The 26,680-nt window shown below is 54.8% G+C and carries 25 protein-coding genes; 10 read left to right on the top strand and 15 right to left on the bottom strand.

Annotated features, from left to right (window positions below; all coding sequences use genetic code 11):
• Positions 1–89: 89 nt before the first annotated feature.
• Both ABM428_RS05515 and ABM428_RS05510 read right to left on the bottom strand, forming a co-directional pair.
• Entirely contained in the window at positions 90–629 is a 540-nt protein-coding gene (locus tag ABM428_RS05515; protein WP_340271428.1) for a hypothetical protein, read from the bottom strand.
• Positions 630–866: 237 nt separating this feature from the next.
• Positions 867–1,475, bottom strand: a complete 609-nt coding sequence (locus tag ABM428_RS05510) for a hypothetical protein (RefSeq protein ID WP_340271426.1) — start codon at positions 1,473–1,475, stop codon at positions 867–869.
• 369 nt (positions 1,476–1,844) lie between these two features.
• Between ABM428_RS05510 and ABM428_RS05505 the strand changes: the two genes are divergently transcribed.
• The gene (locus ABM428_RS05505) at positions 1,845–2,627 is read left to right on the top strand and encodes an HNH endonuclease (RefSeq protein WP_340271424.1); all 783 of its coding nucleotides are present in this window, start codon (positions 1,845–1,847) and stop codon (positions 2,625–2,627) included.
• A gap of 346 nt (positions 2,628–2,973) precedes the next feature.
• On the opposite strand, the gene ABM428_RS05500 is transcribed toward ABM428_RS05505, so the two are convergent.
• Entirely contained in the window at positions 2,974–3,603 is a 630-nt protein-coding gene (locus ABM428_RS05500) for a hypothetical protein (RefSeq protein ID WP_353628246.1), read from the bottom strand.
• Positions 3,604–3,894: 291 nt separating this feature from the next.
• On the opposite strand from ABM428_RS05500, the gene ABM428_RS05495 reads away from it, so the two are divergent.
• Both ABM428_RS05495 and ABM428_RS05490 read left to right on the top strand, forming a co-directional pair.
• Complete coding sequence (locus ABM428_RS05495) at positions 3,895–5,199, top strand: hypothetical protein (protein ID WP_340271176.1); 1,305 nt, start codon at positions 3,895–3,897, stop codon at positions 5,197–5,199.
• An 809-nt stretch (positions 5,200–6,008) separates the two neighbouring features.
• Positions 6,009–6,431: a hypothetical protein gene (locus ABM428_RS05490; RefSeq protein ID WP_340271174.1), complete on the top strand. Its 423-nt coding sequence runs from the start codon at positions 6,009–6,011 to the stop codon at positions 6,429–6,431.
• Between the two features lie 291 nt (positions 6,432–6,722).
• Here ABM428_RS05490 and ABM428_RS05485 read toward each other — a convergent pair whose 3' ends face one another.
• From ABM428_RS05485 to ABM428_RS05455, 7 genes are read right to left on the bottom strand one after another with little or no spacing between them, the layout of a single operon-like run.
• A complete protein-coding gene (locus ABM428_RS05485) occupies positions 6,723–8,501 on the bottom strand; it encodes a dipeptide ABC transporter ATP-binding protein (RefSeq protein WP_340271172.1) in 1,779 nt (592 codons plus the stop codon).
• On the bottom strand, positions 8,498–9,445 hold the full coding sequence (locus tag ABM428_RS05480) for an acetamidase/formamidase family protein (protein ID WP_340271170.1): 948 nt from the start codon (positions 9,443–9,445) through the stop codon (positions 8,498–8,500). The genes ABM428_RS05485 and ABM428_RS05480 overlap by 4 nt, the downstream gene beginning before the upstream one ends.
• A complete protein-coding gene (locus ABM428_RS05475) occupies positions 9,435–11,075 on the bottom strand; it encodes an ABC transporter substrate-binding protein (RefSeq protein ID WP_340271168.1) in 1,641 nt (546 codons plus the stop codon). The genes ABM428_RS05480 and ABM428_RS05475 overlap by 11 nt, the downstream gene beginning before the upstream one ends.
• A 28-nt stretch (positions 11,076–11,103) precedes the next feature.
• A complete protein-coding gene (locus ABM428_RS05470; protein ID WP_093734505.1) occupies positions 11,104–12,024 on the bottom strand; it encodes an ABC transporter permease in 921 nt (306 codons plus the stop codon).
• Positions 12,024–12,908, bottom strand: a complete 885-nt coding sequence (locus tag ABM428_RS05465) for an ABC transporter permease (RefSeq protein ID WP_168592833.1) — start codon at positions 12,906–12,908, stop codon at positions 12,024–12,026. Before ABM428_RS05465 ends, ABM428_RS05470 begins: the two co-directional genes overlap by 1 nt.
• Positions 12,895–13,494, bottom strand: coding sequence for an ANTAR domain-containing response regulator (locus tag ABM428_RS05460; RefSeq protein ID WP_168592832.1), 600 nt, complete (start codon positions 13,492–13,494; stop codon positions 12,895–12,897). The genes ABM428_RS05465 and ABM428_RS05460 overlap by 14 nt, the downstream gene beginning before the upstream one ends.
• Positions 13,491–14,570 carry a transporter substrate-binding protein gene (locus ABM428_RS05455; protein WP_168592831.1) on the bottom strand — a complete coding sequence of 360 codons (1,080 nt, stop codon included), beginning with the start codon at positions 14,568–14,570 and terminating at the stop codon, positions 13,491–13,493. Before ABM428_RS05455 ends, ABM428_RS05460 begins: the two co-directional genes overlap by 4 nt.
• Before the next feature lie 405 nt (positions 14,571–14,975).
• Between ABM428_RS05455 and ABM428_RS05450 the strand changes: the two genes are divergently transcribed.
• The gene (locus ABM428_RS05450; protein ID WP_340271164.1) at positions 14,976–15,959 is read left to right on the top strand and encodes a helix-turn-helix domain-containing protein; all 984 of its coding nucleotides are present in this window, start codon (positions 14,976–14,978) and stop codon (positions 15,957–15,959) included.
• Between the two features lie 168 nt (positions 15,960–16,127).
• The gene (locus tag ABM428_RS05445; RefSeq protein ID WP_340271162.1) at positions 16,128–17,015 is read left to right on the top strand and encodes an alpha/beta fold hydrolase; all 888 of its coding nucleotides are present in this window, start codon (positions 16,128–16,130) and stop codon (positions 17,013–17,015) included.
• A 662-nt stretch (positions 17,016–17,677) separates the two neighbouring features.
• Here ABM428_RS05445 and ABM428_RS05440 read toward each other — a convergent pair.
• Positions 17,678–17,926 (bottom strand): DUF6552 family protein, encoded by a 249-nt coding sequence (locus ABM428_RS05440; RefSeq protein WP_009826291.1) that lies wholly within the window; start codon positions 17,924–17,926, stop codon positions 17,678–17,680.
• A complete protein-coding gene (locus ABM428_RS05435; protein ID WP_353628245.1) occupies positions 17,916–18,620 on the bottom strand; it encodes an SDR family oxidoreductase in 705 nt (234 codons plus the stop codon). Before ABM428_RS05435 ends, ABM428_RS05440 begins: the two co-directional genes overlap by 11 nt.
• 117 nt (positions 18,621–18,737) lie before the next feature.
• On the opposite strand from ABM428_RS05435, the gene ABM428_RS05430 reads away from it, so the two are divergent.
• From ABM428_RS05430 to ABM428_RS05415, 4 genes are read left to right on the top strand one after another with little or no spacing between them, the layout of a single operon-like run.
• A complete protein-coding gene (locus ABM428_RS05430; protein ID WP_353628336.1) occupies positions 18,738–19,679 on the top strand; it encodes a LysR substrate-binding domain-containing protein in 942 nt (313 codons plus the stop codon).
• A 55-nt stretch (positions 19,680–19,734) separates the two neighbouring features.
• Positions 19,735–20,241 (top strand): 2Fe-2S iron-sulfur cluster-binding protein, encoded by a 507-nt coding sequence (locus tag ABM428_RS05425; protein ID WP_005852029.1) that lies wholly within the window; start codon positions 19,735–19,737, stop codon positions 20,239–20,241.
• Complete coding sequence (locus ABM428_RS05420) at positions 20,238–21,212, top strand: xanthine dehydrogenase family protein subunit M (RefSeq protein ID WP_353628244.1); 975 nt, start codon at positions 20,238–20,240, stop codon at positions 21,210–21,212. Before ABM428_RS05425 ends, ABM428_RS05420 begins: the two co-directional genes overlap by 4 nt.
• Positions 21,209–23,419 carry a xanthine dehydrogenase family protein molybdopterin-binding subunit gene (locus ABM428_RS05415; RefSeq protein ID WP_132997003.1) on the top strand — a complete coding sequence of 737 codons (2,211 nt, stop codon included), beginning with the start codon at positions 21,209–21,211 and terminating at the stop codon, positions 23,417–23,419. The genes ABM428_RS05420 and ABM428_RS05415 overlap by 4 nt, the downstream gene beginning before the upstream one ends.
• Before the next feature lie 233 nt (positions 23,420–23,652).
• On the opposite strand, the gene ABM428_RS05410 is transcribed toward ABM428_RS05415, so the two are convergent.
• Genes ABM428_RS05410 through ABM428_RS05400 form a run of 3 tightly spaced genes read right to left on the bottom strand, consistent with a single transcriptional unit; the run spans position 23,653 to position 25,821 of the window.
• Complete coding sequence (locus ABM428_RS05410; RefSeq protein WP_132997004.1) at positions 23,653–24,876, bottom strand: DUF3618 domain-containing protein; 1,224 nt, start codon at positions 24,874–24,876, stop codon at positions 23,653–23,655.
• Entirely contained in the window at positions 24,866–25,264 is a 399-nt protein-coding gene (locus ABM428_RS05405) for a phage holin family protein (protein ID WP_005852019.1), read from the bottom strand. The genes ABM428_RS05410 and ABM428_RS05405 overlap by 11 nt, the downstream gene beginning before the upstream one ends.
• Positions 25,261–25,821 carry a hypothetical protein gene (locus ABM428_RS05400; RefSeq protein WP_132997005.1) on the bottom strand — a complete coding sequence of 187 codons (561 nt, stop codon included), beginning with the start codon at positions 25,819–25,821 and terminating at the stop codon, positions 25,261–25,263. The genes ABM428_RS05405 and ABM428_RS05400 overlap by 4 nt, the downstream gene beginning before the upstream one ends.
• Before the next feature lie 316 nt (positions 25,822–26,137).
• Here ABM428_RS05400 and ABM428_RS05395 point away from each other — a divergent pair, with 316 nt between their 5' ends.
• Positions 26,138–26,632, top strand: a complete 495-nt coding sequence (locus ABM428_RS05395) for a ferritin-like domain-containing protein (RefSeq protein WP_005852015.1) — start codon at positions 26,138–26,140, stop codon at positions 26,630–26,632.
• Positions 26,633–26,680: the final 48 nt, after the last annotated feature.

Here is a 26,680-nt window from a genome sequence, read left to right as displayed (position 1 = left end):
GCTATGCCATGTAGCACGTGGGTATGGCATGGAGCATGTAAACGGAGTTAATAAGATACCGATCTCTGCATGTATTGATATAGATAATGCTAAGTTCGTGATCCTACGGCGGGGGTCAATTGAAGTTTGAACTCATTTTCGAGAATGTCTGCTAAAAGTGGAAACCGTTCAGGCAATTGGTAAATATCCGCTTCAAATCTAATTTTTTCTTCGGTCCACCGTCGCAAATGAAGTGACCCTGTTCTTGCACTGTTGCTTTGCCAATGGTTTAGCATTCGGAGGTAGAGATTACTTCTGACCTTACCTACATAGAATACCTCATTCGGAGAGGCGTCCTTGGTGATACTGGTTAGGTTGTACTTCTCTATCTGACTATCTATTGCATGGTGGTTATCTCGGAATTTTTTGTACATATTCAAAGCCACCATCGGGTCACCTTCTACTATCCTAAAGACATAGACCGCGGGTGTAGACGTCTTGACTATCTTCGATTCCTCTGGGCTGGAAATCACTAACGGTTTTAGACCGTTACATTTGGCAATGTTTTCCGCCATTTCGTCTAAGAATTCCCAATTCAAAAGCTCATTCTCCAAAATACCCCTTTGTATGTCAGTTACCATGCGCTGCACGACAATGTCCCCCGCAACAGCTTCAACGTACTATTTGTCCGGAAAGCGGTTTAAGGTCGTGTCTATGACCACTCATCCTCCGAAAACGGTCATAGGCGTAGGCGTATCGAAAGCTCACTAAGTCCGCGATGCAGCCAGCGGGCCACCCATTTATTTCGTAGGCGCGGCGAACGTCGGCTATGCGGGTAGCAACTGCAGCATGTTGACCGAGAGCAGAAGGTCCGGTTTGGGCCGTTATTACAGGTCAATTCTCTGATCCTCGTCACTTAGTTGCTCAGTTGAGAGAGAGTTGAGCTTTTTAAGCGGGGGAACGCCCGGGCGCGCATAATCTGGCCCAAGAATTTTCTCTTGCCGCCCTCCAAACCATACTTTTCGAACGGGAAGGTTGTACCCGGGATAGTCAACGAGATCGGGCCAGTCTTTATGCGGTCTGTTTTTGCGTGAACGCTCAAGGTCCTTGTGCCACCAACGGTTAAGGACGGTGAAACTGCGTTGGGGCAATCCAATCGACTTTTTCTCGTTTAGTGGCAAGTCAAAAAACCTTGCGTAAGCCCATTCGGCACAATCGAGCGTTGAAGCAGTGACTTTCAGTTTTCGACCAGAAGGCTCCGCAGTTGAAATCTCTCCAAGCCAAATTTGACGGTCTCGGGAAACGTGTTTAAGTTTGTGGTGGTCTTTTTTCAGACGCGTCCGAACGTCATTGCCAATTCCGACATATTGCAGGCTCTGGTCTCTTTGGTACTTTCTTTTTCCAATACAAAGATAAAGTGCGCCCCCGAAATCTGACGACGCTACTTCTGCAGCACTTTCAAGGTTATATGGACCATACCAATCGATCGAGATCATCAAGTGTAACGGCACTATTATGGTCTCACTCTCATGGATTTCAGCTTTCGCTTTGTTTCAGGACGAAACAATGAATACCATATAACATCTCTTCATTTGACAAAATACTTTTGAATTAAACTGGAACCTTAGTCGCAGTTTTTGCGACGTAGTTTGGGGACATCACAGTGCAGCGACGTCCGCACTGTATCCATCGGCCCTACAAAAATGCTGCATATTCTTACTAATGTCCGCTTCGGGGATACTGCAGTGCGGTGGCCCGATCCTCGGTCAATGTCTGGTAAGGGCCGTTCTCTGATATTGGACATAATAGTTGTCGCTGTGTACGGTCTGTACCTCAAAGCTGGGTAAAAACTGGATGGAAAAACTATGAATCGACCAAACACCAGGCCCGATATACTTTCAGATCTTCTGCAAAAAATTTCGTATGCTGATATCGAAAAAGGGATAGCTGAGCATCAAAAGGCTGATGACTTAGACGCTTGGATGAAGGGACTAAATGCAGGACCAAGCAGGCGCTACTTTCTAATCTGGCATGGTGAGATGCTTCATGCAAAAGCGATAGGCAAGGCAGCATTGCGTGCTAATAATATCCCTCATCAAAATTGGCATACCGACCCAATAATTGATGTGCTGGAAAGCATAGGGTTCGCAATCTGGGACGTTGAGCGAGACGGCGATTTTGATTACTCTGCCGCAAGCGCTTACGAAACTGCAAGGCGTCTTGCTCGTCCGGGTCAACTGCAATTTAGACGCGATGCCCTCGCCCTTTGGGGCTATCGCTGTGCCATCTCGGGTACGAATCTGGACACAGTTTTGGAAGCGGCACACATCGTTCCACACGCACAGGCCGGAGAAATGCGGGCGGAAAACTCAATTGTCCTACGAGTAGACCTTCATCGGCTTTTCGACGCAGGTTTGATGGCCATAAACCCACAAACTTTGAGCGTCACTATGCAGCAATCTGTAAAGTCCGCTACCCTGACCTACAGGAGAAGGTGCTGGAGCTTCCGAAGCATGAGCCGTCCGCATCTAAATTTCAAGAACGTTGGAATGAGTTCAATGCAGGACAGGATAGATCAGCTGGCAAAAATTTGTCAGCAACAGAATAACAAATTCATTGCGACTGAAGCAGATACTGGCGGACTCTAACACGTGCGCCAATAATGGATCAGGCAACACTTCAATTCGGTGACAGTAGTCGGCGCATGGCCGAAGGTCGGCGATCAGGAAGTCGACTTGAAGTGCTGGATAAATTGCCTGCGCAAACTATTAAACGTCATTACGCCCGTGTAGCGGATGACAAGTACGATCGGCCATAGCCCAAAACCCCAAAGGCACGGCGAACGACAGCAATGGGCCGCTCTTACACGGCCACTTCCTATGTGAGGTGAGGTGAGGTGAGGTGAGGTGCGAAATGAGCCTCTTGGAAACCAAAACAGAAATCGAAGATCGCAGCGCTCCCTATTTTTATCATAAGATCAATCGCCTTCTCGCTCTACCTATTCCCGGGCGAGCGTTTGGGTTTTGCGGGAACCTGACGAACCCTTCTATTCAAAATTGGCCGAGGTCGATTTTGGCAATGGTTCGATGAAATACAATTTGCGTTTGGCTTGCGGTCGGCCTTTCGCTCGTCCCGGCTTAATGTTTGCTCGTGCGTTCGGCCTTCGAGGGTACTCTCTGTCACAATAACACTTGGTTCAGATTGAGTTTCCAACTCGTCGAGGCACTCATAGAGGTAGGAGATTTCCTCCTCCATCTCATGCATCTTTTTTGTAAGTTTGGCTTCGCGATTTTCGAAGTCAGCAACCAGCACTGCAGAGTGCCTGATGCTTTGCTCTGTCATCCGACAGATCTCATCTGCGACGATACCCTCCATCGCGCTTTGCATCGCTAAAACTGCAGCTGAAATGCGGGTATGGCTTTGGTCGGGAAGTGTAATTTCTGCTATTAAGCCCTCCGTTTTGTCTGCCTGGTAGCCATTCCATATATCTCTAATGCGAGAAAACTTCCCCTTTCCCCCGAGTTCTTTTTGGATTTCGATAGGGGTGGCGTTTCGACCGCGACTTGATGTCAACTTCTTGCCCGCTGCAATGATCTCGGCCTCAGAATAATGTGGTGTTCGCATGATGGTTTCCCTTGTTTTCTGTTTACAAGAAGGAATTGGTACCAATCGCGGATTTACGGAAACAAAAAGACAAACTATTTTCACCCGTCGGCCAAAGGTTTCTCAGTAGGTAAGTTAGTAAGTAAGTAAGTCATTTGTAATTTTTTAGGTAAGTAAGTTTGTAAGTAGGTCAACAGATCCGCGCTTGCAGAGCCGGAACTCGCCAGACACATCCTCTCGTCGGTTTGCCAGGTTCACAAAACTTTACTCAAACTATTTTTCAGATTTGGCACCTGAAACCAGTTCCCTGGGATGCAACATGTATCCCCGCAAGAATTTGCCCCGCTCGACCGAATTTTCAACCTTTCTGGTGAGGAATACTTTGATCTACTCCACCCAGAGGGTACGCATGGTCAGCCAAAGGTTTTGGTTAAGTTTCGTGACAACACGTATAAAAGTTTTTCGCTGAATCGTGATCAATGCAGATTGCAGATGCACGCCTATTTGGATGAAAGCTGTTTTCTAACGCTGAATCGATTCAAAGATGGTAGTAAAGCTGGTTCAAACCTGGTCGCATTGAACGCGCTTTATCTCGACTTAGACTACTTTGATACAAACAGGTGGCGAGGCAAAAGTGCTGACGAGGTACAGGTAGCTTTCACTGCACATCTGTCGCAAGCTGGCCTGCCCTACCCGTCCATTTTTACTCAAACGGGACGTGGCCTCGCAGCAATTTGGCTTATCACTGAAATTCCTAAGAAAGTCTTATCACGGTGGCAAGCCGCAATGAAAGCCTTGGTTGGACTCTGCACACCGTTCGGAGTTGATAAAAGAGCCAAAGACACGTCACGCCTTTTCCGCATACCAGGATCAGTGAACGAGAAAGTGAACCGAACGGTCAAGGTAACTGGCGGTTCTGGGGCAAGGCATTCTTTCGATACATTGGCAGATCAGATATTTGTCGCATGTGGTCGTCCCAAACGAGCTGACCTAAATGCAAAAACCAAGCCGAAAAGCTCAAAACTGAAGACAGAGACAGACTTGCCTGCAGGCCTTACGCAGGCCCAGCGATTTAGCGTGATACTGGACGACCTGGAGAAATATAGGAACGCAAGTGGGGGGGTGATCAATGAGGGGTACAGAAACAAGTGGCTGCACTTTTATGCTACCTGTCTCACCCACTTCAAAGATACCAGCACTATTGGGCAGGACATTGCGAAGATGGCCGAGATCGCCACGCCTGGTCTAAGTATTGGGGAAGTGAACGCGATCATCAAGCAAGCTGAGGAAAAGGCTAAACTGCCGTATTCCGACAAAGTGATTTCAGACGGACGGTATTATTACAAGGGCGAGACGATAGCCGAAGCTTTGGGCATCAGCTCCGAAACGGCCCGGACTCTCGGACTAAAACAAGTTGTCCCTCAAGAGGAAAAAAGACGTCGCCGTGCGACTGCCGAAAGGCAGCGCCGTCAGCAAAACGGTGCCGTGACTCGTGTGGAATACCTCGCTAAAAACGATACTTCTCGGTCACAGCCCTGGCTGCAATACGGTCTTAAAAGATCTCAGTACTACGTGCGCAAAACGGCCGGAACCTTGCCAGATTTGATAGATGACTGAGACCGGACAAGTCCGTGCCCGCTTCAGGGGTTTTAACCATTAGCTTCACCACTGGGTGAAGAACCGGAGCAAGGGGTTTGTCCTACTGACCCAATCAACACAGCGACATACGAACGAAAAGCGTACCTGCTGATAATCAGCCGCACTCCGTATAGACCAACGCCCATATGGCCGGACAAAGATATCATTCGGCTTCGTCCATTCCCTCGACTTACTTCAGAAGACCACTTTTCCAGTGTGCAACGGATATGACCGAACCTGGCTCTGCCCACTGGGTTATCCTTAAGGAGAGTAGATGCTTGGACCTGCTACTGTACGATACCATTTGGTTTGCTTGTTTGAGTTTTCGCCCCGGAACTAAAACAGACCAACCAAAACGGCATCTGAAGCATTCAGCGCAGAAAATACGGAAAGGCTGCAAACTTGTATCTCGTCACAGCCCGTGATGAGCATAGCGGGAGTACGCATATGTACCAAATCACACGACACCTAACTCTGTCTTGTCACCAAGCGGGGCCCACCCCTAATCCAGCTATGGTACCACCTAAATTCAATCTCGAGAGGAGGACATCTGTCCCAAGTATGTACTGCCCGACAGGACTATTCGGCTCCCTACCTCCTTCACCTCGGTTTCAGGACGATAAATCGCGGTCATGTGGCTTGGTGATGGCTTTGCGGCTTCACACCTTGCACTGTCTGGTCTTGCCCAGCCCCGATCAACCGTCCTTAGCCATTGGTCACTGCCAAGGTTTATATGTGCCAACACCATATGGGTTGCCTGCAGGTCTCCCACTGGTGAGGGAGGCAGTATGATCAGTTCTAACGCTAAGCAGGATCTGGAACAGTCCCTTTTAAAATTGCACACCCAAATCGCATCGACAAGGGCCGCGCTCTCTGCAATTGCGGCATATGACCGTTCGACATCGATGCTCCGGAGAAGCGCCTTCATCCTGGATCGCAGGCTGGACTTCGGGGACTGGTATTCCCGCGAGTGCCTGACCGAAGCTGAGACCATACTGGAAGTTGCAAAACGTTGGGTCGTTGATGGTAGCGAGAGATGCCTGATCTGGCAGGAAGGGTGTCCTCACGAAGGGTGGTACGAAACCGTTCTCCCCTACGAGATCGAACTGTTGGACAATGAATGTCGTGCGCTGGGCAAGTTTTGCTCGTCACTCAAAGCATCGCTTGACCTGAAATCAGCCATCGAAATGATCAGCGAACTGCGTCTTTAATAACGTTTCTGGGCAGCAGGATATCCTGCTGCCCAGGATGCTACGGGGCCACAATTCCGGCGTAATTAAAGATGTTGCTGGCGTGAACAATGGGTTACACGATTTATTAAAAATCACGGTGTTACACGCCGACCTAAACTCCCTCAGTGACAATCTTAACCTTTTATATTTGTATGTTGTACTATTGGTGCTGGCCATTAACGCAGCTTCCGGTCGAGCAGTGACACCAGTCGACAAACGACCGCGCGTTGCGACAGATACCGTTTATTGCCCAACCCGCGCGAAATTGGACTAAACCGCGACCAAATGCCCGTCTCCTAAGGCTCTATACTTGAGGATTTGTGGAGATTGGCCAATCGGCATTACAGGGCTTTTAAGCTCAGTTCCCAACACTTCGCTGACTGGAATCTGGCGTTCCGGGTCCGGAAATGGAGCAGCCGCAATAAGACGTCGTGTGTATTGATGCTGAGGATTTCCGAATACCTGAGCGCTGGTACCGATCTCGACAATTTGTCCCAAATACATAACTGCCACGCGATCAGCAATGTTCTCAACTACTGCCATATCATGCGAGATAAACAGATAGGACATGCCTAACTCAGACTTGAGCTCCTGTAGAAGGTCCAACACCGTTGCCTGAACTGACACGTCAAGGGCCGAGACGCTTTCGTCGGCAACGATAAGCTTAGGATTTAACGCCAATGCACGCGCAATACAAATACGCTGACGTTGTCCGCCTGAGAATTCATGGGGGTAGCGATCGAGAGCTTCGGGACCAAGACCGACGCGCTCAAACAGCTCGGCTGCACGATCTGTTCGGCTTTGAGGTGTTCCGATCTCATGAATGACCATCGGCTCTTTGACCAGATCCCCCACGGTCATGCGACCGTTGAGTGCTGCCATAGGATCTTGGAATACCATCTGCATCGCGCGCGTATTGGTGCGCTGCGAGGAGCGGTCGCGCAAGATGGGCTTGCCGGAAAACTTGACGACCCCCTCGTGTGGGACAAGTCCAGTCAAAGCACGTGCAATAGTCGACTTGCCACATCCGCTTTCACCCACTACGGCAAAAGTCTCTCCGGGAAAGATATCAAAGTTTACTTTTTCTACGGCGTGGACGCGCGCTTGGACACGATCCAGAATTCCACCGCGAATATCATAGGTGACCTTGAGGTCTCTCACGGAAAGCAAGGGCTGTACCGTGGTATCAACGGTGTTTACGCGTCCCTTCCCCATGCGTGGAACACTCGAAAGCAGTTGCTGAGTATAAGGCATTTTGGGATCACGAAATAACGTGCGCACCGCGGCCTCCTCAACCAACTGACCCTTTTGCATCACCAAAACTCGGTCCGCCATCTCGGCGACAACGCCCATATCGTGGGTGATAAGAATTAACGCCATACCCATTTCTGAGGTGAGTACGCGCAGCAGGTCCAAAACCTCACGCTGCACGGTAACATCCAGCGCAGTTGTCGGCTCGTCTGCAATCATCACATCTGGGCGAAGTGCAATGGCCATAGCAATAACGACACGTTGGCGCATACCGCCAGATAGTTCATGCGGATATTGTTTCATTCTGCGCTCTGGTTCGGTCAGCCGCACGGCCTTGATCGCCTCCAAGGCGCGAAGATGTGCAGCCCGTCCCGACATGGGCTCGTGCGCGCGAATAGCCTCGGTTAGTTGATCACCGATACGCATCACTGGGTTCAGCGCAGTCATGGGTTCTTGAAAAATCATAGCGATACGGTCGCCACGCAGGCGCTGTAACTTATGCTCGGGCAAAGTAGTGAGGTCGGCACCGTCGAACACTATTTCGCCACCCGAAACGTGGACAGCAGGTGGAGGCAGCAAACCCATTATAGCTAAGGAGGTGAGCGACTTTCCCGAACCGCTTTCACCTGCGATGGCAAGCGTCTCGCCTGGTTTGAGATCGAAACTGAGGCCTCGTACAAGAGGTTGTATACCGGCATCGCTGCGTACAGAGATATCAAGGTTCCGTACTGACAAAACCGGGGCGCAGGCATCGGCAGCCACGAAGGCCGCCGATGAAATTTGTGTTGGTACCGTCATTCGAACACGCAACGCGGAAAGTAGAAGGACACAATCCAGTTCGGCATATCAACAATCTCCGAAATACGCAGATCACCACATGTAGATACCAGCATATAGGCATCTACAGCTGATAGACCTCGCGTTTTGCATAACAAATCGACCATCTGGCTTACCGCTTCTTTTGCGCCGGTCATCAAGTCTGGGCCAATACCCGTGGTGACCTCATACCCCTTGGAATCCAGGTGGTTGGTGACAGGACCCGGTGTTGTAAAACGCGGCATTTTGAGATTTGCGTCTTTTATCAGGTCGAGCGTTACTGTGGCATTCATAGGGCTCTCAATCGCAGTACCGCAGACTTCGCCATCGCCTTGTGCCGCATGAGTATCACCGATGGAGAACAGTGCTCCAGCGACTTCGACAGGTAGGTACAACGTTGTTCCCGCAGCCAAGTCCCTGATATCAAGGTTGCCACCGACACGGCGAGGCGGGACGACTGTATGCAGCCCTGGTTCCGCGAGAGCGCAACCAATGGTACCAGCGAAAGGCTTAAGTGGTACGCGCCCGTTTTTACCAAACAGAGCTGGCTCCAGTGTATCTGGATCATACTTCCAGATTGTCAGCGCCGGATCCTCAAACTGATCTGCCAGCAAGCCGAAACCGGGTATATTTGCGGTCCAACCGAAGCCAGAAGGTTTAAACCCTTCGATGGTGATTTTCAGCGCATCACCAGGCTCTGCCCCGTCCACGTAGACGGGACCTGTCACCGGGTTGATCTTGCCAAAATCCATAGCCGCGACATCGGTAACGGTACTGTCCGCATTCAGTTGACCCGCCGAGCTGTCATGGCATTCGAATTCGATTGTTTCACCAGGTGCCACTGTGATGGCTGGGACAAACGAGTTGTCCCAGCCAAAGTGGTGGCTCGCGCCGTGAATAGTATAGTCAGGACATTTATTGCACATCGTTTACATACACATAGTCATAGTTAACAGGGATAGAGACTGGATCGACGTAGAGTTTGTCATCGCCGCCCATACGCTCGGATTTCATGGTGTATCGCTGCTCGTTAAACACGGGCACCCAAGGCGCGTCTTCCATGACTGCCATATAGACATCGGACCACATTTTCAGACGCTCATCGACCATAGCCGGGTCTGTCATGCTGTCGGCTTTAACTGCCATCGCATCGATATCCGCATTGCAGTACCACGACCAGTTCCAGCCGCCCGGCACAGCCCCGTCACAGCCCAGGATTGGACCATAGAAGTTCGACGCATCTGGAAAATCCGCGATCCACGCCATACCGCCTGACCATATCATAGGTGCTTGGTCTGCTTCACCGCCCGCTGCAATAACGCTGGCTTGCGCGAGGGACTGGATCGTTGCTTTCACACCGATTTTTGATAGGTCCTGCTGGATCGCTTGAGCGATGCGTGGGTTCGGGTCGGTGTTCATGACAAACAATTCTGTCTCGAAACCATCAGAGAACCCAGCTTCGGCCAGGAGAGCTTTTGCAGCTTCGGGATCGTAGGAATAACCTTCATACCCTTCTGTGTACCCAGGCATCGAAGGCGGCAGCGGTTGCGTTGCCGGAACCGCACGCCCGTTGATGACTTGGGTAATGCGCTCTTTGTTGATCGCCATATTGACGGCTTTGCGCACGTCGACATTGTCGAAAGGTGCCATCTTTACGTTGAGGGTAATATAGCCGGTATGAAGCTGCCCGCCCTCGATTACGCGCGCTGCTTGCTCGGGATCACCCATGACCTCTTGGAATTTTGCTGGTGGAATACCGTCCCCAGGTACGTCGACTTCACCATTTTGAAGACGTAGCAACGCGACAATCGGCTCCTGGCCTACCTCGAAAGTGACGCTATCCAGATAGGGTAAGCCTTCACGCCAGTAATCTTGGTTCTTCTCGAAAACCAACTTTTGTCCGATGGTCCAGTCTGCCAACTTAAATGCACCCGTCCCCATCGCGGTTTTGCCGAAATCGGCCCCCGCGGCTTCTACCGCTTCCTTTGCCACCACAGAGGCGAAGTTGAGGCCCATCACGTGCAGGAAGGTCGCATCTGGGCGTGACAGAGTGATCTCTACTGTTTGCTCGTCCAACACCTTAACGCCAGACAGTTCAGTTGCTTCGCCCGAGGACACAGCGTCATATCCTTCGATCGATCCAAAGAAGCCCGCGCCAGGGCTTTGGGTCGCCGGGTTAGTTACGCGATCGAGCGAATATTTCACGTCATCGGCCGTCATCACGCGACCGTTGTGGAACTTCACTCCTTCGCGGAGTTTGAAAGTGAAAACCTTGCCATCTTCCGAGATGTCATAGCTTTCGGCAAGTCCGGGGCGCAGTTCGGTTGTGCCCGGTTCATAATCCATAAGGCCATCGTACAAAGACTTGATCATAGACCAGTTCTGCCAGTCATACCCGATAGCAGGGTCCAAGGTGGCCACGTCGTCCTTATAGGTCACCGTGATGTTGCCACCAGATTTGGCGTTCGGATCAAGATCGGAATGAGCATCGGCAGCTGCTATCTGAGGCAGAGCAATGGCTGCGACCAGTGCCGAGGTGGCGAGTAGTTTTTTCATTGTAAGTTACTCCTGTTGGGTAGGTTTTTTAGCGGACCTTGATCCGCGGGTCGGCGAACAGGGACGCAATATCTGCGACCAGGTTGCCAATGACGATGGCGCAAGCTGATACCAGCGTGACGCCCATGATGATTGGTATGTCCACGCGCTGGATCGCCTGCCATGCAAGCTGTCCGATGCCCGGCCATCCGAAAACAGATTCAACGACAACGATACCGCCCATAAAGATGCCGACGTCGATCCCGATCATCGCGATGATCGGCAGAACGGCATTTGGCAAAGCGTGACGCATCAAAACCCGTATACGGCTCAATCCTTTAGCGCGCGCTGTACGAATGAAATCCTGACGTAGTACATCAATCATCGAAGATCGCATCATGCGGCTGTACCAACCTGAGCCAAGGATCCCTAAGGTGATCGACGGCAAAACCAGATGTGCAAATGTGCCGTAGCCGCCGATGGGGAACCAATGCAACTGGACCGCAAATACGTAGAGCATCAGTAGCCCAACAACGAACTGCGGTGCAGATACGCCGATAAAGCTTGCCATCATTAGGGTGTTATCGGTAGCCGTCCCTCGTCGCAGAGCCGCGACGACTCCCATGGTGATACCCAAGATCAGTTCACAAACGATGGCTCCCAACATTAGAAGGAGGGACGCAGGCAACCGAGCTGCTATAAGGGTACTGACTTCGGTCTTTTGCAAATAAGACCGTCCCAGATCACCCTGAAGTAGATTGCCCAGATACCGCGCGTATTGGATGATAAACGGCTGATCTAACCCGAGTTGAGCGCGAATGTTGGCGACTGTTTCCGGTGTCGCTGAACGACCAGCAATCTGACGCACCGGGTCTGCAGGAAAGAGGTACAAAAGCGCGAAGGTGATGAAAGAGACGCCCAGCAGTATAAGGCAGGACTGGATAAGACGCTTGGTGATAAAAGCCAACATTATGCGCGCCCCCGTTGTGTAGGGTCCAGCACATCACGCAGCGCGTCACCCACAAGATTGAAGGCCAACGCTAAAGTAACGATTGCCACGCCGGGGAAAAACACAAGCCAGGGAGCCGCTTGAAAGTATGTTTGGTTCTCGAAGATGATATTGCCCCAGCTCGGTGTGGGAGGCTGGACTCCTACCCCAAGGAAGCTGAGCGTTGCCTCAAGCAGAACCGTGGTCGAGATACCCAGTGTACCCCAGACAATGATTGTAGGTGTAAGGTGTGGCAGAATGTGCTTGAATAAGATGCGAACATTTCCTGCGCCTAAAGTACGCTCTGCAGCTATAAACTCACGCTGCGACAGGCTTGCAGTCTCGGCATAAAGCACCCGTGCGGTTTGTACCCAGTTCACTGTGGCAATAACCATAGCAACGATCCACAATGACGGTTGGAATATCGCCGCGAGGCAAATTGCCAGCAAAAGCGCAGGGAACGCCATCATGAGGTCGGTGAACCTCATGAGGATGTTGCCCCAAATTCCCCCGAAATAGCCCGCAGTGACACCGATAAAAGTTCCGATAATCAGGGCGACTCCATTCGCCAAGACACCAATAATTAGCGAGGTGCGTGCGCCGTATAAGATGCGCGTCAACAAATCCCGACCAAGCAGATCGGTTCCCAGTGCAAACTGCGCCCCAGGTGCCATCGGTGCGCCTTGCATCGTGAGACCATCAAACATCTGATCGTTTGGCTCATATGGAGTGAGGTACGGTGCGAACAGCGCACCAAAGATGGTCAAAGCAATTAATACCATGCCAAACAGAGCAAGCTTACGCTTCTTCAATCGCTGCCAAACCGTAGGTGGCAAAAGTGCAGGTGTCGCCTCAGCAAATGCCACGGTTAGCTCCTGTCGTCTCCGAATGCTTAACGATCTGCACCGCTGCGTCCTCCATTGTCATTTTCCATGCCATCGCGAGCTGGCGTAGGTCGTCGTATGCGGTCTCTTCAGAGCCCGTTTTTTTCGCTAATAGGGTTACGGCTTGAACAATCGTCTGCCGCGCTGACAAGCGGTCTCGCAGGGCACCAATTTCAGCCAACAATGCTTTGCGTCTTTCGAACGATTGCCGCGCCATTAATAGAGACGCAAAAACGCCACTCGCAGCCAGCGGCTTGACCAGCAATGCATCGGCCCCTGTCTTGGAGGCCCATTCAATCCGCCCCGGCGCTTCAGATCCGACGAGTGCAATCATCGGCATCGGCGACTGACCCGACGCCCAGGGAAATTGGGCATCATGACCTGCATCCGTGTCGTAAAGAATAAAATCAGCTGTGATCGCGGAAGCAGGCAGCGTCGGCCAAGCGGTTTCCACCTCAAGACCGATGGCCCGCAATTGACGCAGCAATATTTGTAGACGGTCATGCGCGGGGTGCAAAACAATTGCACGAGCCCCTTCTAACCCCGCAATATCAATTTGCGTGCTCATGCTTGCACGACCTTCAGCATCGGATCGCTAAACTTAGGGTGTCTCGATGGTCGGGTGAGATACGGGTCGGGTGCAATATTCGACCAGCTGTGCAAGATTTTAAAAGCGCCGTTTTGGACCTGCGCAATATGCACATCGAGCGCCCTGTGCTGCGTTGCGGGGTCAATTCCATAGCGGGTGCCATGTTGCGCCAAATACCTGTCGAACGGTCCACTTGCACCGTGCGCAAGTGCTTCTGCCAAGGTCAACACTGACTGGTAAGCCGTGCGCTCTAAGGAAGAGCCCTCCCCGGTAGATGTGGGGTTCTTGCGGAAGGATGGACCGACCGAAATCAATCCCTCTGCCGCGTCGCCGAGTACAGGAAGTTCAGCTTCTGTCAGATTACACGACAGCAACGGGCAGTTGTCAGGTGCAAAATATGGGTCACGTTGCCCCAGTTCAGCATAGGCTTTGATGAAAGCGTATGAGGAGGCACCTACAAGTGAGTTCAAGATGAATTTCGGGCGACTTTTTTCGATATCCTCGATCAAGCTCTCTACGGATGTTTCGCCAAGCGGCAGGTAACGTTCGCCCAATACAGAACCGTCCGCAGCCTCAAGCCGCGTGCGCATAACTCTGCACGTTTCCCACCCCCAAATGTAATTGGATCCAACAAGGTAGACCGACATACCGAAGTGACGTGTTGCCCAGCCCAGCAGCGGCAGAATGTTCTGGTTAGTAGCAGCATGGGAGTAGACAACACGAGCTGACGTCTCGAACCCCTCATATGGCACGTTGTACCATAGGGTTGCCTGTGCGCGATCAAGCTCAGGAATAACTTCTTTGCGGCTTGAGGAAGTGACGCAGCCAACCACATGCTTCGCATTAGAACTGGATAGGATTTCCGCGCACATTGGGGCGTAGTTGGTCAGTTCCCCTGCTGGGTCCCGGACGATAGGGTTAAAAGAAACCGGCAAATCATGGTTGGCGTTAACGCTTTCAATCGCCGACATTGCCCCAGTGAACAACGCCTCAGACAACAGCTGATACGTGCCTGAACGTGAGTACAATACACCAAGATCGAATGTCTTAGACATGGTTTCCCCATAAAAAAAGCCCCGACACAGCAACCCTTAGTTGCTTCTGTCGAGGCCCGAATGCCCTTGCCTGGCTATTGCCAAAGCATGATCTGACTTAAGATCACCTAATTTAAATGCCCCAGAGTCGGGTCTGGCGCAATTTATTTTCGAAATTATGTGACAAAAAGTCTGGCGAACCTGAATGACTGCCTAAAATTTGTGCTCAAGTCTACTGCCACGCGTATCTCGGTAGGCCAGATAACTTGAGTCGCGCAAAGGACTCTGCAGTGCGCACCAACAGCGACCCCGATTTACTGGTAACACAATCGGTTCAAACCCTGTCCCATTGACAATGCGACGTGACCGGAAGGACTGTATTCAAGCGGCTTTGGGAGAAACCGCACTCATGGGGGGAGAGAAGCATTGCTTGAAGGTAAACCACCTACGCAGATATTGCCGATTCCGATAAGAGAAGATGGTAGGCAGCATACTGGCGCAGCGATCAATACAGTATTGGGCAAAAAGTACGAAGACGCGGGGAGCCTCTTGCTCGCTTCATCAAAAGGCTTGGGCTGGGGAGGTACGGTCAATGCAGAGCTCCGGCGCCATAATTCGTCGAGCGGAGCGTCCTTCATCCAGCCTATCAACGAAGTAGCCATTGCCTTAGCTGGCAGCGCCGAAATCAGGCGCCGTGCGGATGGCGCTGAACAGCGATTTGAGTCTCGAGCCGGCGTCTCCTGCATTTGCCCAAAAGGTGTATCAGTTCGCTACCTCAATATTAATGGAGATAGCCTGGATATGCTTCATCTCTATTTAGCTAAGGACGTCTCTGGCGGTCTAAACGATCAAGATACGAATGCCGAAGACGCAGGCCTTGTTTACACTGGAGGCATATTCGATCCGCTAATTCATCAGATTGGGCTGGCGATTGCTGAGGAGTTGCAGGCAAGTTCAAAAAGCAACCGGCTCGTATTCGATACATTGAGTTTAGCGCTTTCGGCCCGGATATTGCAGCGGCACACCCGAGCCGACGATTGGGCGCGCTCTACTGCCTACATTAGCTCCCAAAACGCCAAGGGCCTTGATCCGATGCGATTGAAGCGAGTCGTCGAGTTCATGACGGAAAACCTGTCTGAAGACATTTCCCTGAGCGACTTGGCCGAAGTATCTTGCCTGAGCATGTTCCACTTTGCGCGGGCATTCAAGCTTTCGACGGGGTCATCGCCTATGTTGCACCTCAGTCAAATGCGCTTGAGCAAAGCCAAGCACCACTTAGAGCATAGTAGCATGTCGATCGACGACATTGCAGAAACCGTCGGCTATTCATCCGGAGCCAACTTTGCGCGCGCGTTCAGAAAGCTGTGTGGAATATCTCCTTCGATTTATCGTCAGCGAATCCGCAACTAATGCAACTCTCGAACATGTTTAAACCCTAAAATCCGCAAATTGCGCAACCCTTGCATGCTATTAGGCAAGTCGAGACAGGCCAGCTCTGCCTTCTATGCGTATCCTCAGCAAAGCATGCGGGTTCTAAACCGGCCTTCATGCATTTGCGTATAATCTGTGGAGGAAAGTATGAAAAACGTTGAAACGGTAAGCATCGCACATCTCGGAGGGTCAGAGATAGGCTATTGCTTTGGGGAGGACTTCGATCCCTCCCGTCCGACATTGGTAATGGTGAATTCGTTTGCGACATCAAGTCAGCTCTATAGACCCCAGTTTTCAGATAAAGCGTTATCTAAAACGGCAAATCTGGTGTCATTTGAATTGTATGGGCACGGTAAAACTCGAACGCGTTCCGAACAGTTTACCTACTGGGATTCCGCCATTGCTAACTTACAAGCAATGGATAAGTTGAACATTTCGTCAGCATTCGTGTTAGGTACGTCACAAGGTGGGTGGGTCGCCGCACGCATGGCCATGCTGGCACCAGAAAAGATAAAAGGTATAATACCTTTAGGCACTTCAATGGACTATGAAAGCCAGCAGAGCCAATCTTTGGGCTGCTGGAATGGTTCTGAATTCAACAGCCCCCTTGTTGATGCACTTGCCGATCCGGTCGATGAGAGCTGGGCGCCTGCAGACGAGTTTTGCGACGCGTTGTTGGCTGCAGGTTTCGGACCTGACGTCTCGGACGATGAGCGAGCCTTTTGGCACAAGACCCTGAAAGAAAACTACGCTGGTGATGATGGTCGCAAGCGATTGAGAATGTGTGCGATTAATCTTCGCGACCGGGATGGCCTCTATGGTCGCCTCGATTATGTCAGATGTCCGGTTGCTTGGGCGCACGGAACAGCGGACCAAGTCTATTCAGTTAAGAACGCTGAACTTGGAGTATCTAAGTTTACCAAGTCCGAAGACGCTAAACTAACAGTCGTCGAAGGTGGCCAGCATTTCCTGAGCGCGTCGCACCCTGAAGAGGTGAACGAGCTCGCGCGATCATTCATTAGTAAATGGTCGTAAAGTTTCACCACGACACCCAATGTTGTTATCGGTCATGCCACCGACACACGTGATTGAGCCCGATTAAAACCATACGAAGGTGCGCAGAGCCATTCTTTCAGATGGATTTGCGCACCAAACTTTGCGTGAGCTTAAAGCTTTTGACTTTATTACTGCCAAATCCGCTCTGGATCGAAGTCTCCGGCCATCTCCAACACGCTTGACTGCGACACATATTCGACTCAAACCTATTCTTAAGAAGACAAACCGGACAAACTTTCAAATGTTATCAAGGTACTGATATTATGGCAGAAAATCCTACCATCCCAGCCACTTCACTTTAGATGAATAGCGTAAGCACCCGTCCCATCCGGTGGTGGTATTATTGCCCCCGTTTCCGCCCCAGCGTGATCGATACCCAAGCAGGCTAATCCTCGTTCTCGACTGGAGACAGAGGTGATGAGAGCTGCCGGAGATAGGCATTGGTCGCGGTAAACCACCCGAAAGAGATCAGGGGCACCCGCCCCCCCTCGAATTCGCTGCCGTGCCCAGCCACCCAAGGTGGCCGAGCGGCAGCATAAAGAACCCTTGGGGAGGGTTCTGAAGTCTGTGTAGCTGGCATGGCCCCAACGGCCTCACATACTCAGGTGGCGATGCGGCCAGCAGGGGCGATGCCAAACGCGCTATTGGCTGGCCATGCCAACCATCATCGACCCCAGTGCGACAAGGTGGATCAGCATGATAGCCCTGTCATTCCACAGGGTGCCTACGATGAACCAACCGATGACGCCGACGATGAACAGATAGAGGTTCCATGGCGTCCAGCCGAATCCCGTTGCGGCGTAGCCGAGGATCTGCACGATCGATGCGGCCCATTTGATCCAGAACGCAAGTCGGGTGCTGCTGCGCAAGGCAATCAGATCAGACGGCACGGGTCAGCCCTCCGTCGATGCGCCAGTTCTGACCGGTGACATAGCCGCCTTGGTCGGACGCCAACCACCCGATGAGGGAGGAGACCTCTGCCTCGGTGCCATACCGGCCCATGGGGATGCGCGCGCGGCGGTCGTCTGTTTCGGGCAGGCTGTCGATGAACCCCGGCAAGACGTTGTTCATGCGGATGTTCTTGTCTGCGTATTGATCGGCGTAAAGCTTGGCGAACCCTGCAAGCCCCGCGCGGAAAATCCCTGATGTGGGGAACAGAGGGTCGGGCTCGAACGCCGCGAAGGTAGAGATGTTGATGATCGCGCCGCCGCCCTGTGCTGCCATGATCGGGGTCACCAGTCGCGTGGGTCGGATCACGTTCATCAGGTACACGTCCATGCCCTGATGCCAGTCGTCATCCGTCATCTCCAAGATGTCGCCCTTGGGTCCGTGACCGGCCGAGTTCACCAGCACATCCACGCGCCCCCATCGTTCCATAGCACCATCGACCAATTGCGCCAGATCATCAACCGACTGGTTGGTGCCGGTGACACCGAAGCCGCCAAGCTCTTTGGCCAGTGCTTCGCCTTTGCCAGAGGACGACAGGATCGCGACCTTGAACCCATCGGCGGCAAGCTTTTTGGCAGCCCCTGCCCCCATGCCGCTGCCGCCCGCTGTGATTAACGATACTTTTTCTACACTCATGACGTTTGCCTCCTTTATGTGTTAGACAGCGCTAGCGCGTCTGCTTCACCGCAGGTAAGCGCTTTGCAACGCTTCGACCAGCCAGACATACTGCTGCATGACGATAGGATTTCTACTGTGCCGACCTCGAACGACCTCCCCCCTCTGAACGGGCTGCGCGCCTTTGCAGCGGCGGGCCGCCATCTTACCTTTCGCGCCGCAGCTGATGAATTGGGCGTGACCCAAGGTGCCGTGGCCCAACAGGTGCGCGGGCTAGAAGACCATCTGAACCTGCGTCTCTTCCTCAGAGAGCCGCGCGGGTTGGCCTTTACCGAAGAAGGGCACGCCTATCACATCGCGATTTCCCGCGCCTTCGATCAAATGGCCGATGCAACAGATGCGCTGCGCACGGCCCCGTCCCACGTCACGATCAGTGTCACCCCCACCTTTGCGTCGAAATGGCTCATCCCCCGACTGGCAGCGTTTACCCAAGCCCACCCCGGCATTGATCTGCGCATCACCGCGACCGAAAGAGTGTCCAGCTTTCACGCGGATGGGATCGACCTTGCCGTGCGGCAGGGCAATCCGCCATTCGGGGCGAGCCTGCGCGCTGATCTGCTGTTCGAGCAGCAGATCGTCGCCGTCTGCGCCCCCCATTTGGCAGAAGCGCTGAACACGCCGATGGACGCGGCAGGTATCGCAGAGGCGACACTGCTGCATGACACGCACGATCTTTGGCCGCAGTTCATCAAAACGGTGTTTGGGCGCGATGTGCCGACGGCGCGCGGTCTGCGGTTCAACCAGACGACGCTTAGCCTTGATGCGGCGCTTGCCGGTCAGGGGATCGCCCTTGCCAACCGGTTTCTTGTCCAGCGTGATCTACGTGCGAAACGGCTGGTGCAACCTATCGAAGGCGCATTGAGCGGTGGTAGCGGGTTTTACCTTTTGTCCCCTCGGCAAGGCTCCCCAAGCGGTGCCGCCCATGTCCGCGATTGGCTACTGGGCCGCGCCCGCGACGACGTGGCAGAGGCCGCCCTAGCTCCAAACGACGAAAGCAACCTTCCCATAGCGGAACCCTGACCCGCTGGCGGGGGTTCTTCTTCATAGATGTCACAAGACAAAGGGCCCCCTCCTCATGAAGACGACACTGACCGTTAACGGCGAAGACCATAGTCTTGACGCCGACACCCGCACGTCGCTGCTGGATGCGCTGCGCAATCACCTGAACCTCACCGGCACCAAAAAGGGCTGCGATCACGGCCAATGCGGTGCTTGCACCGTCATGGTCAACGGCCGCCGCATCAATTCCTGCCTGACGCTCGCCTGTATGCACGACGGCGATGAGATCACCACGATCGAGGGTCTGGGCGACGAACGCAACCTGTCCGACATGCAGCAGAACTTTGTCAAACACGACGGTTTCCAGTGCGGCTATTGCACGCCGGGTCAGATCTGCTCAGCCACCGCCATGCTCGAAGAGTTCAAAGCCGGCTGGCCCTCTAACGTATCCGGCAGTCTGACAGCCTCGCCCGAGCTGACCGACGACGAGATATCAGAGCGGATGTCCGGCAATATCTGTCGCTGTGCCGCCTACCCCAACATTGTCGATGCGATCCGCGAAACGGCGAAGGGGCAGTCATGAAACAGTTCGATTACATCCGCGCCGGCGCCAATATCGATGTCACCGGCACCCCAGATGCCACGATCATCGCCGGGGGCACCAATCTGCTGGACCTTATGAAGCTAGAGGTGATGACTCCCGACCGGCTGGTCGATATCTCGCGTTTGGATCTCAAACAGATCACCCCAACCCGCGAGGGCGGGCTGCGCATCGGAGCCTTGGTCACCAACTCTGATCTGGCGGCGGATATGACCGTACGGTCGGATTATGCCGCACTCTCCGCCGCCCTGCTGGCGGGCGCGTCCGGTCAGCTGCGCAACAAGGCGACCACGGGGGGCAACCTGCTGCAACGCACCCGCTGCTACTATTTCTACGACACCGATCAGCCCTGTAACAAACGCGACCCCGGCTCCGGCTGTAGTGCGATGGAGGGGGCGAACCGTCTGCACGCGATCCTTGGTGTGACCGACAAATGTATCGCCAGCCACCCCAGCGATATGGCGGTGGCCATGCAGATGTTAGGGGCCGAGGTCGAGATAGAGGCCGCCGATGGTGTGACCCGTACAGTGCCGCTGTCCGACTTCTATCTGATCCCCACCGACCCCGCCGTCGAAACCGTCTTGCAACCCGGCGAGTTGATCACCGCCGTGATCCTCCCCGCCCCCGCCGAGGGTCGCCAGACCTACCGCAAGGTACGTGACCGCGCGTCCTACGCCTTTGCGATGGTATCGGTCGCGGCGCGGATCAAGGTGACGGATGGCAAGATCACCCAAGCCGCAATTGCCTGCGGCGGTATCGGTTCAATGCCATGGCGCGATCCGGCGGTCGAGGACGCGTTGATCGGGCAAGAACCCGCGCGCGAGGTGTTTGGCAAAGCCGCCGATATTCTGGTCGCGGAGGCCGCACCGAAAGAAGGCAATGCGTTCAAGGTGCCGCTGGCCCGACGCACGCTTATCGCCACGCTCAAGGAACTCACGGGGGTACAGCAATGACCGACGGTAGCAATATTTCGACCGCCGAACTGACGATGGATGAACCCGATGACCGCAACCGGCTGGATGCCACGGTTCAGGGGTTGATCCACACTGGCATGGACCGTCCTGACGGCCCGCTGAAAGTATCAGGCCGGGCCACCTATGCACATGAGGATCAGCCCACGGGCATGTTGACCGGCGTTTTGGTGCGCGCCCCTGTCGCGGGCGGTCAGGTCACCGGCCTGAACGCCGAGGCGATCCGCAAGCTGGATGGGGTGCGCGGTGTGTTCCACGGCAAGACCTTCCTGCGTAATCCCGCCCAAGGCACCGCGAACGAAGCACCGGTGCAGCCGGACGGCAAGATTTCCTATGTCGGTCAGCCCGTGGGTTTGGTGGTCGCCGATACGTTCGAGCAGGCCCGCCACGCGGCCCATATGGTCGAGCTTCAGATCACGCCCGACGATGCGGTCACCGACCTGGAAACGGCAGAGATCGAGACACCGAAGGAAAAACAATCCTCCCAAGGTGATCTGGACGCCGCCCTGTCGCAGGCTGCCTATACCGTGGACGAAACCTATCGCACCGGCGGGCATAGTTCGTCGGCGATGGAACCCCACGCCGCAATCGCGCAATGGGACGGCGACAAGCTGACCCTGCGCGGGTCGTACCAGATGCTCAAATACAATGTGAATGAACTGGCCGACGCCCTTGGGATCGACCCAGAGAATGTCCATATTCTGGCCCCGTTCGTGGGGGGGGGCTTCGGTTCCAAACTGGGGATCAGCCACGAGGCCGTGGCCGCGGCGCTCGCCGCGCGCGAGCTGGGGGCGCCGGTGGCTGTCGTATTGACGCGCCAGCAGGTGCTAGAAGCGACAATGCGTCGATCCGAGACCGTGCAGCACATCAAGCTCGCCGCGGATGCCGACGGGCGCATGACCGGCATCGGGCACGATTCCACCGTGTCACAACTGATGGACGAAAGCTTTGCAGAGCCGGTAGCCCAGGCCACGCCATTCCTTTACCGTGGTGAGAACCGCGAGATCGGGATGCACATCAAGCGGATCAACCGCATGTGTGCAGGCTCTGTCCGCGCGCCGGGGGAAGCGGTCGGGATCACCGCGCTTGAAATCGCGATGGACGAACTGGCGGTCGCAAGTGGCATCGACCCTGTCGAACTGCGCAAACGCAACATTCCGGATGTCGACCCGTCAGACGGGCGCGCATTCTCGTCCCACAAATTGGCCGAGGCGTTGGATGATGGGGCCAAGACCTTTGGCTGGGACAGCCGCGAGGTAGGCAAGACAGACGGTGAATGGCTGATCGGCTACGGCATGGCCTCTGCCACTCGCGTCAATATGCTGGGCGAAAGCCACGCCCGCGTGACGCTGAACCAGGACGGTAGCCTGCTGGTTGAAACCGACATGACCGACATCGGCACGGGCACCTATGCGATCCTCACCCAGATTGCGGGCGAGATGCTGGGCGTTCCTTCGGACCGTGTGACCGTGCGTTTGGGCGACAGCAGCCTGCCCAAAGCCGCCGGATCCGGTGGCAGCTGGGGTGCCGCATCCTCGGGCGGGTCGGTTTTTGTCGCCTGCGAATCCCTGCGCAAAAAGATCGCCGAGGCTATGGGCGTAGAGGAACGCGACCTGACCCTGCAAGATGGTGTCGCCACCGCCAACAACCGTCGCGCCGATCTGCCGGAATTCACCAAGGATGGCCCGCTTACGGTCAAGGGCACGATCAAGAAGGGTGACACCCAGACCGACCGTCGCCAGGCTACCTTCGGTGCCTTCTTTGCCGAGGTCGGTGTGAACAGCGTCACCGGCGAGACGCGCGTGCGCCGGATGCACGGCAGCTTCGCCGCCGGTCGTATCCTGAACGCAAAGACAGCGCGCTCGCAATGTCTGGGCGGCATGACCTTTGGCATCGGCATGGCGCTGACCGAAGAACTGATGTTCGACAAACGCGACGGCCATCTGGTGAACAACGATCTGGCTGAATACCACGTGCCGGTAAACCTTGATGTGCCACAGCTGACCGTGAACTTCGTGCAGGAACGTGACCCTTGGGCGAACCCCATGCAGGCCAAAGGCATCGGAGAGCTGGGCATCTGCGGCGCAGGCGCATCCATCATCAATGCGATCTACGACGCCTGCGGTGTGCGGGTGCGTGACCTGCCCGCGACGATGGACAAGATCCTGTCGGGCCTGCCAGAGATGTAACCGGCTGCATCCGCAAACAAAGCATCCGGCGCGGCGAAAGCTTGCGCCGGTTTTTTGTGGGCTTTTGTCTGTGTTTGGCCATTTCTCGGCAAGATATCCGGCACGCAGGTAGCGCATCGACCAATCCCGATCCGTGGGGCGGTCGTGGTAACCTCCGCCCCGTTCGCCAGCAACAAGGCACAAAAAAAGCCCGCGCGATGAAGCGCGGGCTTTTGTCAGTCATCTGCAGATACTCAGGACTTCTTGACGTCTCCGACACCCTGTTTATCAGCCTCGGCTTCGGCAGCGTCGACAACACGTTGGCCGGAGGCTTTGGCCTTCTCGACAATCGCGTCTGCCGCTGTATCACCCGGGGCCGCGGCGTCCGCGTCTTCCTTGGTTTCGCGCAACACCTTCTTCGCCTCGTCAGAGGCCGCCTGAGCAACCTTGCCGAGCTTTGCCTTTTCTTCGGCGAAGATACGTTCAGCGTCGGCCATCAACTGGTCGCTGTGCTGCCCCATATAGCGGTCCTCTGTCCGGCTGCGGGGCAGTGCGGCCCCGATGGCGGCCCCAACGGCGAGCGCAAGCGCACCGGCGATCAGCGGCTGCTCTTCATACATATCAACGGCACGATCCCGACCCTCGCGGCCATAGGAGGCGGCTGTCGCACGGGCACGAACGGCGCTTTCACGCGCGGCTATGACGCGCTCGCGGGCTTGCTCTGACAGGTCTTCGGTGCCCTCGGCCAGACGGCGGCGCAACTGCGCTGCGCGCTCGGAGGCGGAGGATGCAAAGTCGCGGGCACCCGATGCGACGGAATGACCAGCGTCAGACACCGCACCTGCTGCACCCTTGGCTTTGTCTGCCACGGCCGAGCCTGCGTTTTGGGCGGACCCCGCTACGCTGGACGCCGCGCCCGAGACACGGTCACCGGCGCGCGATGCCGCGTCGCCTGCACGCTGTGCGATACCGGGCTGATCGTCATCTTCTGTAAGCGCCCAAGTTGGCACATCACCCGTCCGCGCAACATCGCCCGAGTAATAGGGCTTGGACGGATCGCCGGGCTGTGGCCCCAGATCGCGACGCTGGCCCACTGGAACAACGCCATGCTGTTCTGCGCTGACCGGAAGGTCGTGGCCGTCGTGCCGGACACCGTAATAGTTTGCATGCCCGCGGGTGTCGCGATAATCGCGATCATCGCGCGAAACATAGCGGTCGCGACCTGGCATCTTGTCGCCGGCCATCAACCACGCGAGGCCAACACCGGTCAGCGCCAGCGCAATCGGATTGCGCTTTACCGCATCGGTGACAGAGCGGCCGATGTCGCCCCCGTGCTCGCGGAACTGATCCGAGAATTGGCGGGCAATGGTTTCGACCGAGAACTTGTCTTGCAGATCATCCAGCGTGCTGGTCAGTCCGGCGCGCTCGCGCTCGATCTCGCGTTCGATTTCTTCGGGGCTGCGGTTATTACTTGTCATCGTAAACCTCCTTCACGGCTTGCGCGTCACGTTTTACGTTTTTGGTAGTGCGGGTCGGTGCCAAGCTGCTGAGCTTGAGCGCATTGGTCCCTTTGTTGACCATCACATAGGCGATCAGTGCAAAGGCAACGCCGACGATCAGGGCCGACCACCCCGCAGGAATGCCTGCTTCGGTGAGGGCTGCAACCAATGCCGCGGACAGCACGTTCAATGCGGTCAGGGCAACAACGACAGCGCCGACGATCAGACCGATGGCCGCACCCGCAGATTTCAGATTTTCGTTTACTTCGGCACGGGCCAGATCGACCTCGCTGCGGACCAGCGAACTGACGTGTGTCAGCGCATCGCTCAGCAGGCTGCCGGTGGATTTATTGGGATCGGTGGTCATACTGTGCTCCCTTTCGGTGTGGTGTTTACGGCGGGGCTGGCGACATCACCTGTATCAAGGTTATGCGCGCGCTCTGCCGGTACGGGGCGTTCCATCTCGCGCCCCTCGTAGGCGTAGCGTTCGCCGCGTGCGCCAGTGTTCGACGCTTTGGCAAACCGTGTCGCGGCAAAGCCGACCAAGGCAGCACCGCCCAGAAAGACGAAGGGGTTGCGTTTGGCAAAGTCAGATACCGCGCCGACCATCTCGCCCAGATCCTTGTCGCGCATGGAGTCAGAAGCATCCGCAAGCCCGTCTGCAAGCTGGCTAAAGGTGCGTTCTTGTGGCGACCCGCTGCGCAGTTCGTCGGCGGCGGTGCGCAATGCGCTGGCCACGCCTTTGACTTCGCTCGCGGCGGCACCTTTGGCTTCGTCTGCATAGCGTGCAGCATCGGAGGCAACGGTGTCGGCCACGTCTTTCGCCCGCGCTTTGGCTTCATCCGTAGCGGAGGCGGCGGTGGCTTTTACTTTTTCATTCAGGTCCTGCGCGCCGGCAGGATTGCTATTTTTTGTATCAGTCATGATGCGCTCCTTTTGTTAGGCGATGAGGTTGAGAACGGCGAGAACGACCACGATCAGGCCGATGAGGTAGAAAATTCCATGCATTCAATTTCTCCTTTTTTGTCACGTTCCTGTTATTGAAGACCCAACCGTCAGAGTTGAATTTCGTTCCCCGCTTCCGACCTTGGGGTCAATAAAACTTGGGTCGAAACAGGTGTGATTTTAGGGTGCATATAAAGGCTCGCGCGAAGCCGCCGAGCACGCAGACAGCGTGGAACGCATTGGCGCGTCGCCGCGTTGGTCAGGGAATACAAATCACATCGCAAAGGAGATCGATATGCCGATGAACAGCCTTAAAGACGTGTACCATGACCAACTCCAAGACCTGTACAGCGCGAACAAACAGTCGCTGGATGTGGTGGTCGCCCTAGGCCGTGCCGCCAAGGATAAAGAGCTTTCCGAAGCCCTGATCGCCGGATCGAACGGCATCAGCGACGGCATGGAAAAGATTGCCGAGATTTGCAACGCCCACGGTATTTCGCCCACGGGTGAACACTGCAAAGGGATGGAAGGGCTTGTGGCCGAGGCGAAGGCCCACGCGCTGGAAGAAGACTTCGGCGACGACGACGTACGCGACGCCATGATCATCACACAGTATCAGCGCATGGTGCATTACGCGCTGGCCGGATACGGCTGCCTTGTCGCCTTTGCCAACCGTCTGGGCAAAGACGAAGATGGTGCCATCCTGCAGGAATGTCTGGATCAGACCTATGACGGTGACCGCCGCATGACTGACATCGCCACAGGTGGCGTGAATAAAGCCGCAGCCTGAGTCTGCGACAGTTGGGGCGTAGCCCCCAACCAATGTACAAAAGCCCCG

The sequence above is a fragment of the Sulfitobacter sp. TCYB15 genome (genome assembly GCF_040435955.1).
In the GTDB taxonomy this organism is placed as follows: Bacteria; Pseudomonadota; Alphaproteobacteria; order Rhodobacterales; family Rhodobacteraceae; genus Sulfitobacter; species Sulfitobacter pontiacus.
This window is presented reverse-complemented; position numbering and strand designations above follow the sequence as displayed.

What these genes read in the sequence shown, in the direction of transcription:
- ABM428_RS05510 (WP_340271426.1), bottom strand. Translation starts at nt 1,475, where the DNA reads ATGATCTCGATCGATTGGTATGGTCCATATAACCTTGAAAGTGCTGCA.
- ABM428_RS05505 (WP_340271424.1), top strand. Translation starts at nt 1,845, where the DNA reads ATGAATCGACCAAACACCAGGCCCGATATACTTTCAGATCTTCTGCAA.
- ABM428_RS05500 (WP_353628246.1), bottom strand. Translation starts at nt 3,603, where the DNA reads ATGCGAACACCACATTATTCTGAGGCCGAGATCATTGCAGCGGGCAAG.
- ABM428_RS05495 (WP_340271176.1), top strand. Translation starts at nt 3,895, where the DNA reads ATGCAACATGTATCCCCGCAAGAATTTGCCCCGCTCGACCGAATTTTC.
- ABM428_RS05490 (WP_340271174.1), top strand. Translation starts at nt 6,009, where the DNA reads ATGATCAGTTCTAACGCTAAGCAGGATCTGGAACAGTCCCTTTTAAAA.
- ABM428_RS05485 (WP_340271172.1), bottom strand. Translation starts at nt 8,501, where the DNA reads ATGACGGTACCAACACAAATTTCATCGGCGGCCTTCGTGGCTGCCGAT.
- ABM428_RS05480 (WP_340271170.1), bottom strand. Translation starts at nt 9,445, where the DNA reads ATGTGCAATAAATGTCCTGACTATACTATTCACGGCGCGAGCCACCAC.
- ABM428_RS05475 (WP_340271168.1), bottom strand. Translation starts at nt 11,075, where the DNA reads ATGAAAAAACTACTCGCCACCTCGGCACTGGTCGCAGCCATTGCTCTG.
- ABM428_RS05470 (WP_093734505.1), bottom strand. Translation starts at nt 12,024, where the DNA reads ATGTTGGCTTTTATCACCAAGCGTCTTATCCAGTCCTGCCTTATACTG.
- ABM428_RS05460 (WP_168592832.1), bottom strand. Translation starts at nt 13,494, where the DNA reads ATGAGCACGCAAATTGATATTGCGGGGTTAGAAGGGGCTCGTGCAATT.
- ABM428_RS05455 (WP_168592831.1), bottom strand. Translation starts at nt 14,570, where the DNA reads ATGTCTAAGACATTCGATCTTGGTGTATTGTACTCACGTTCAGGCACG.
- ABM428_RS05445 (WP_340271162.1), top strand. Translation starts at nt 16,128, where the DNA reads ATGAAAAACGTTGAAACGGTAAGCATCGCACATCTCGGAGGGTCAGAG.
- ABM428_RS05435 (WP_353628245.1), bottom strand. Translation starts at nt 18,620, where the DNA reads ATGAGTGTAGAAAAAGTATCGTTAATCACAGCGGGCGGCAGCGGCATG.
- ABM428_RS05425 (WP_005852029.1), top strand. Translation starts at nt 19,735, where the DNA reads ATGAAGACGACACTGACCGTTAACGGCGAAGACCATAGTCTTGACGCC.
- ABM428_RS05420 (WP_353628244.1), top strand. Translation starts at nt 20,238, where the DNA reads ATGAAACAGTTCGATTACATCCGCGCCGGCGCCAATATCGATGTCACC.
- ABM428_RS05415 (WP_132997003.1), top strand. Translation starts at nt 21,209, where the DNA reads ATGACCGACGGTAGCAATATTTCGACCGCCGAACTGACGATGGATGAA.
- ABM428_RS05410 (WP_132997004.1), bottom strand. Translation starts at nt 24,876, where the DNA reads ATGACAAGTAATAACCGCAGCCCCGAAGAAATCGAACGCGAGATCGAG.
- ABM428_RS05405 (WP_005852019.1), bottom strand. Translation starts at nt 25,264, where the DNA reads ATGACCACCGATCCCAATAAATCCACCGGCAGCCTGCTGAGCGATGCG.
- ABM428_RS05400 (WP_132997005.1), bottom strand. Translation starts at nt 25,821, where the DNA reads ATGACTGATACAAAAAATAGCAATCCTGCCGGCGCGCAGGACCTGAAT.
- ABM428_RS05395 (WP_005852015.1), top strand. Translation starts at nt 26,138, where the DNA reads ATGCCGATGAACAGCCTTAAAGACGTGTACCATGACCAACTCCAAGAC.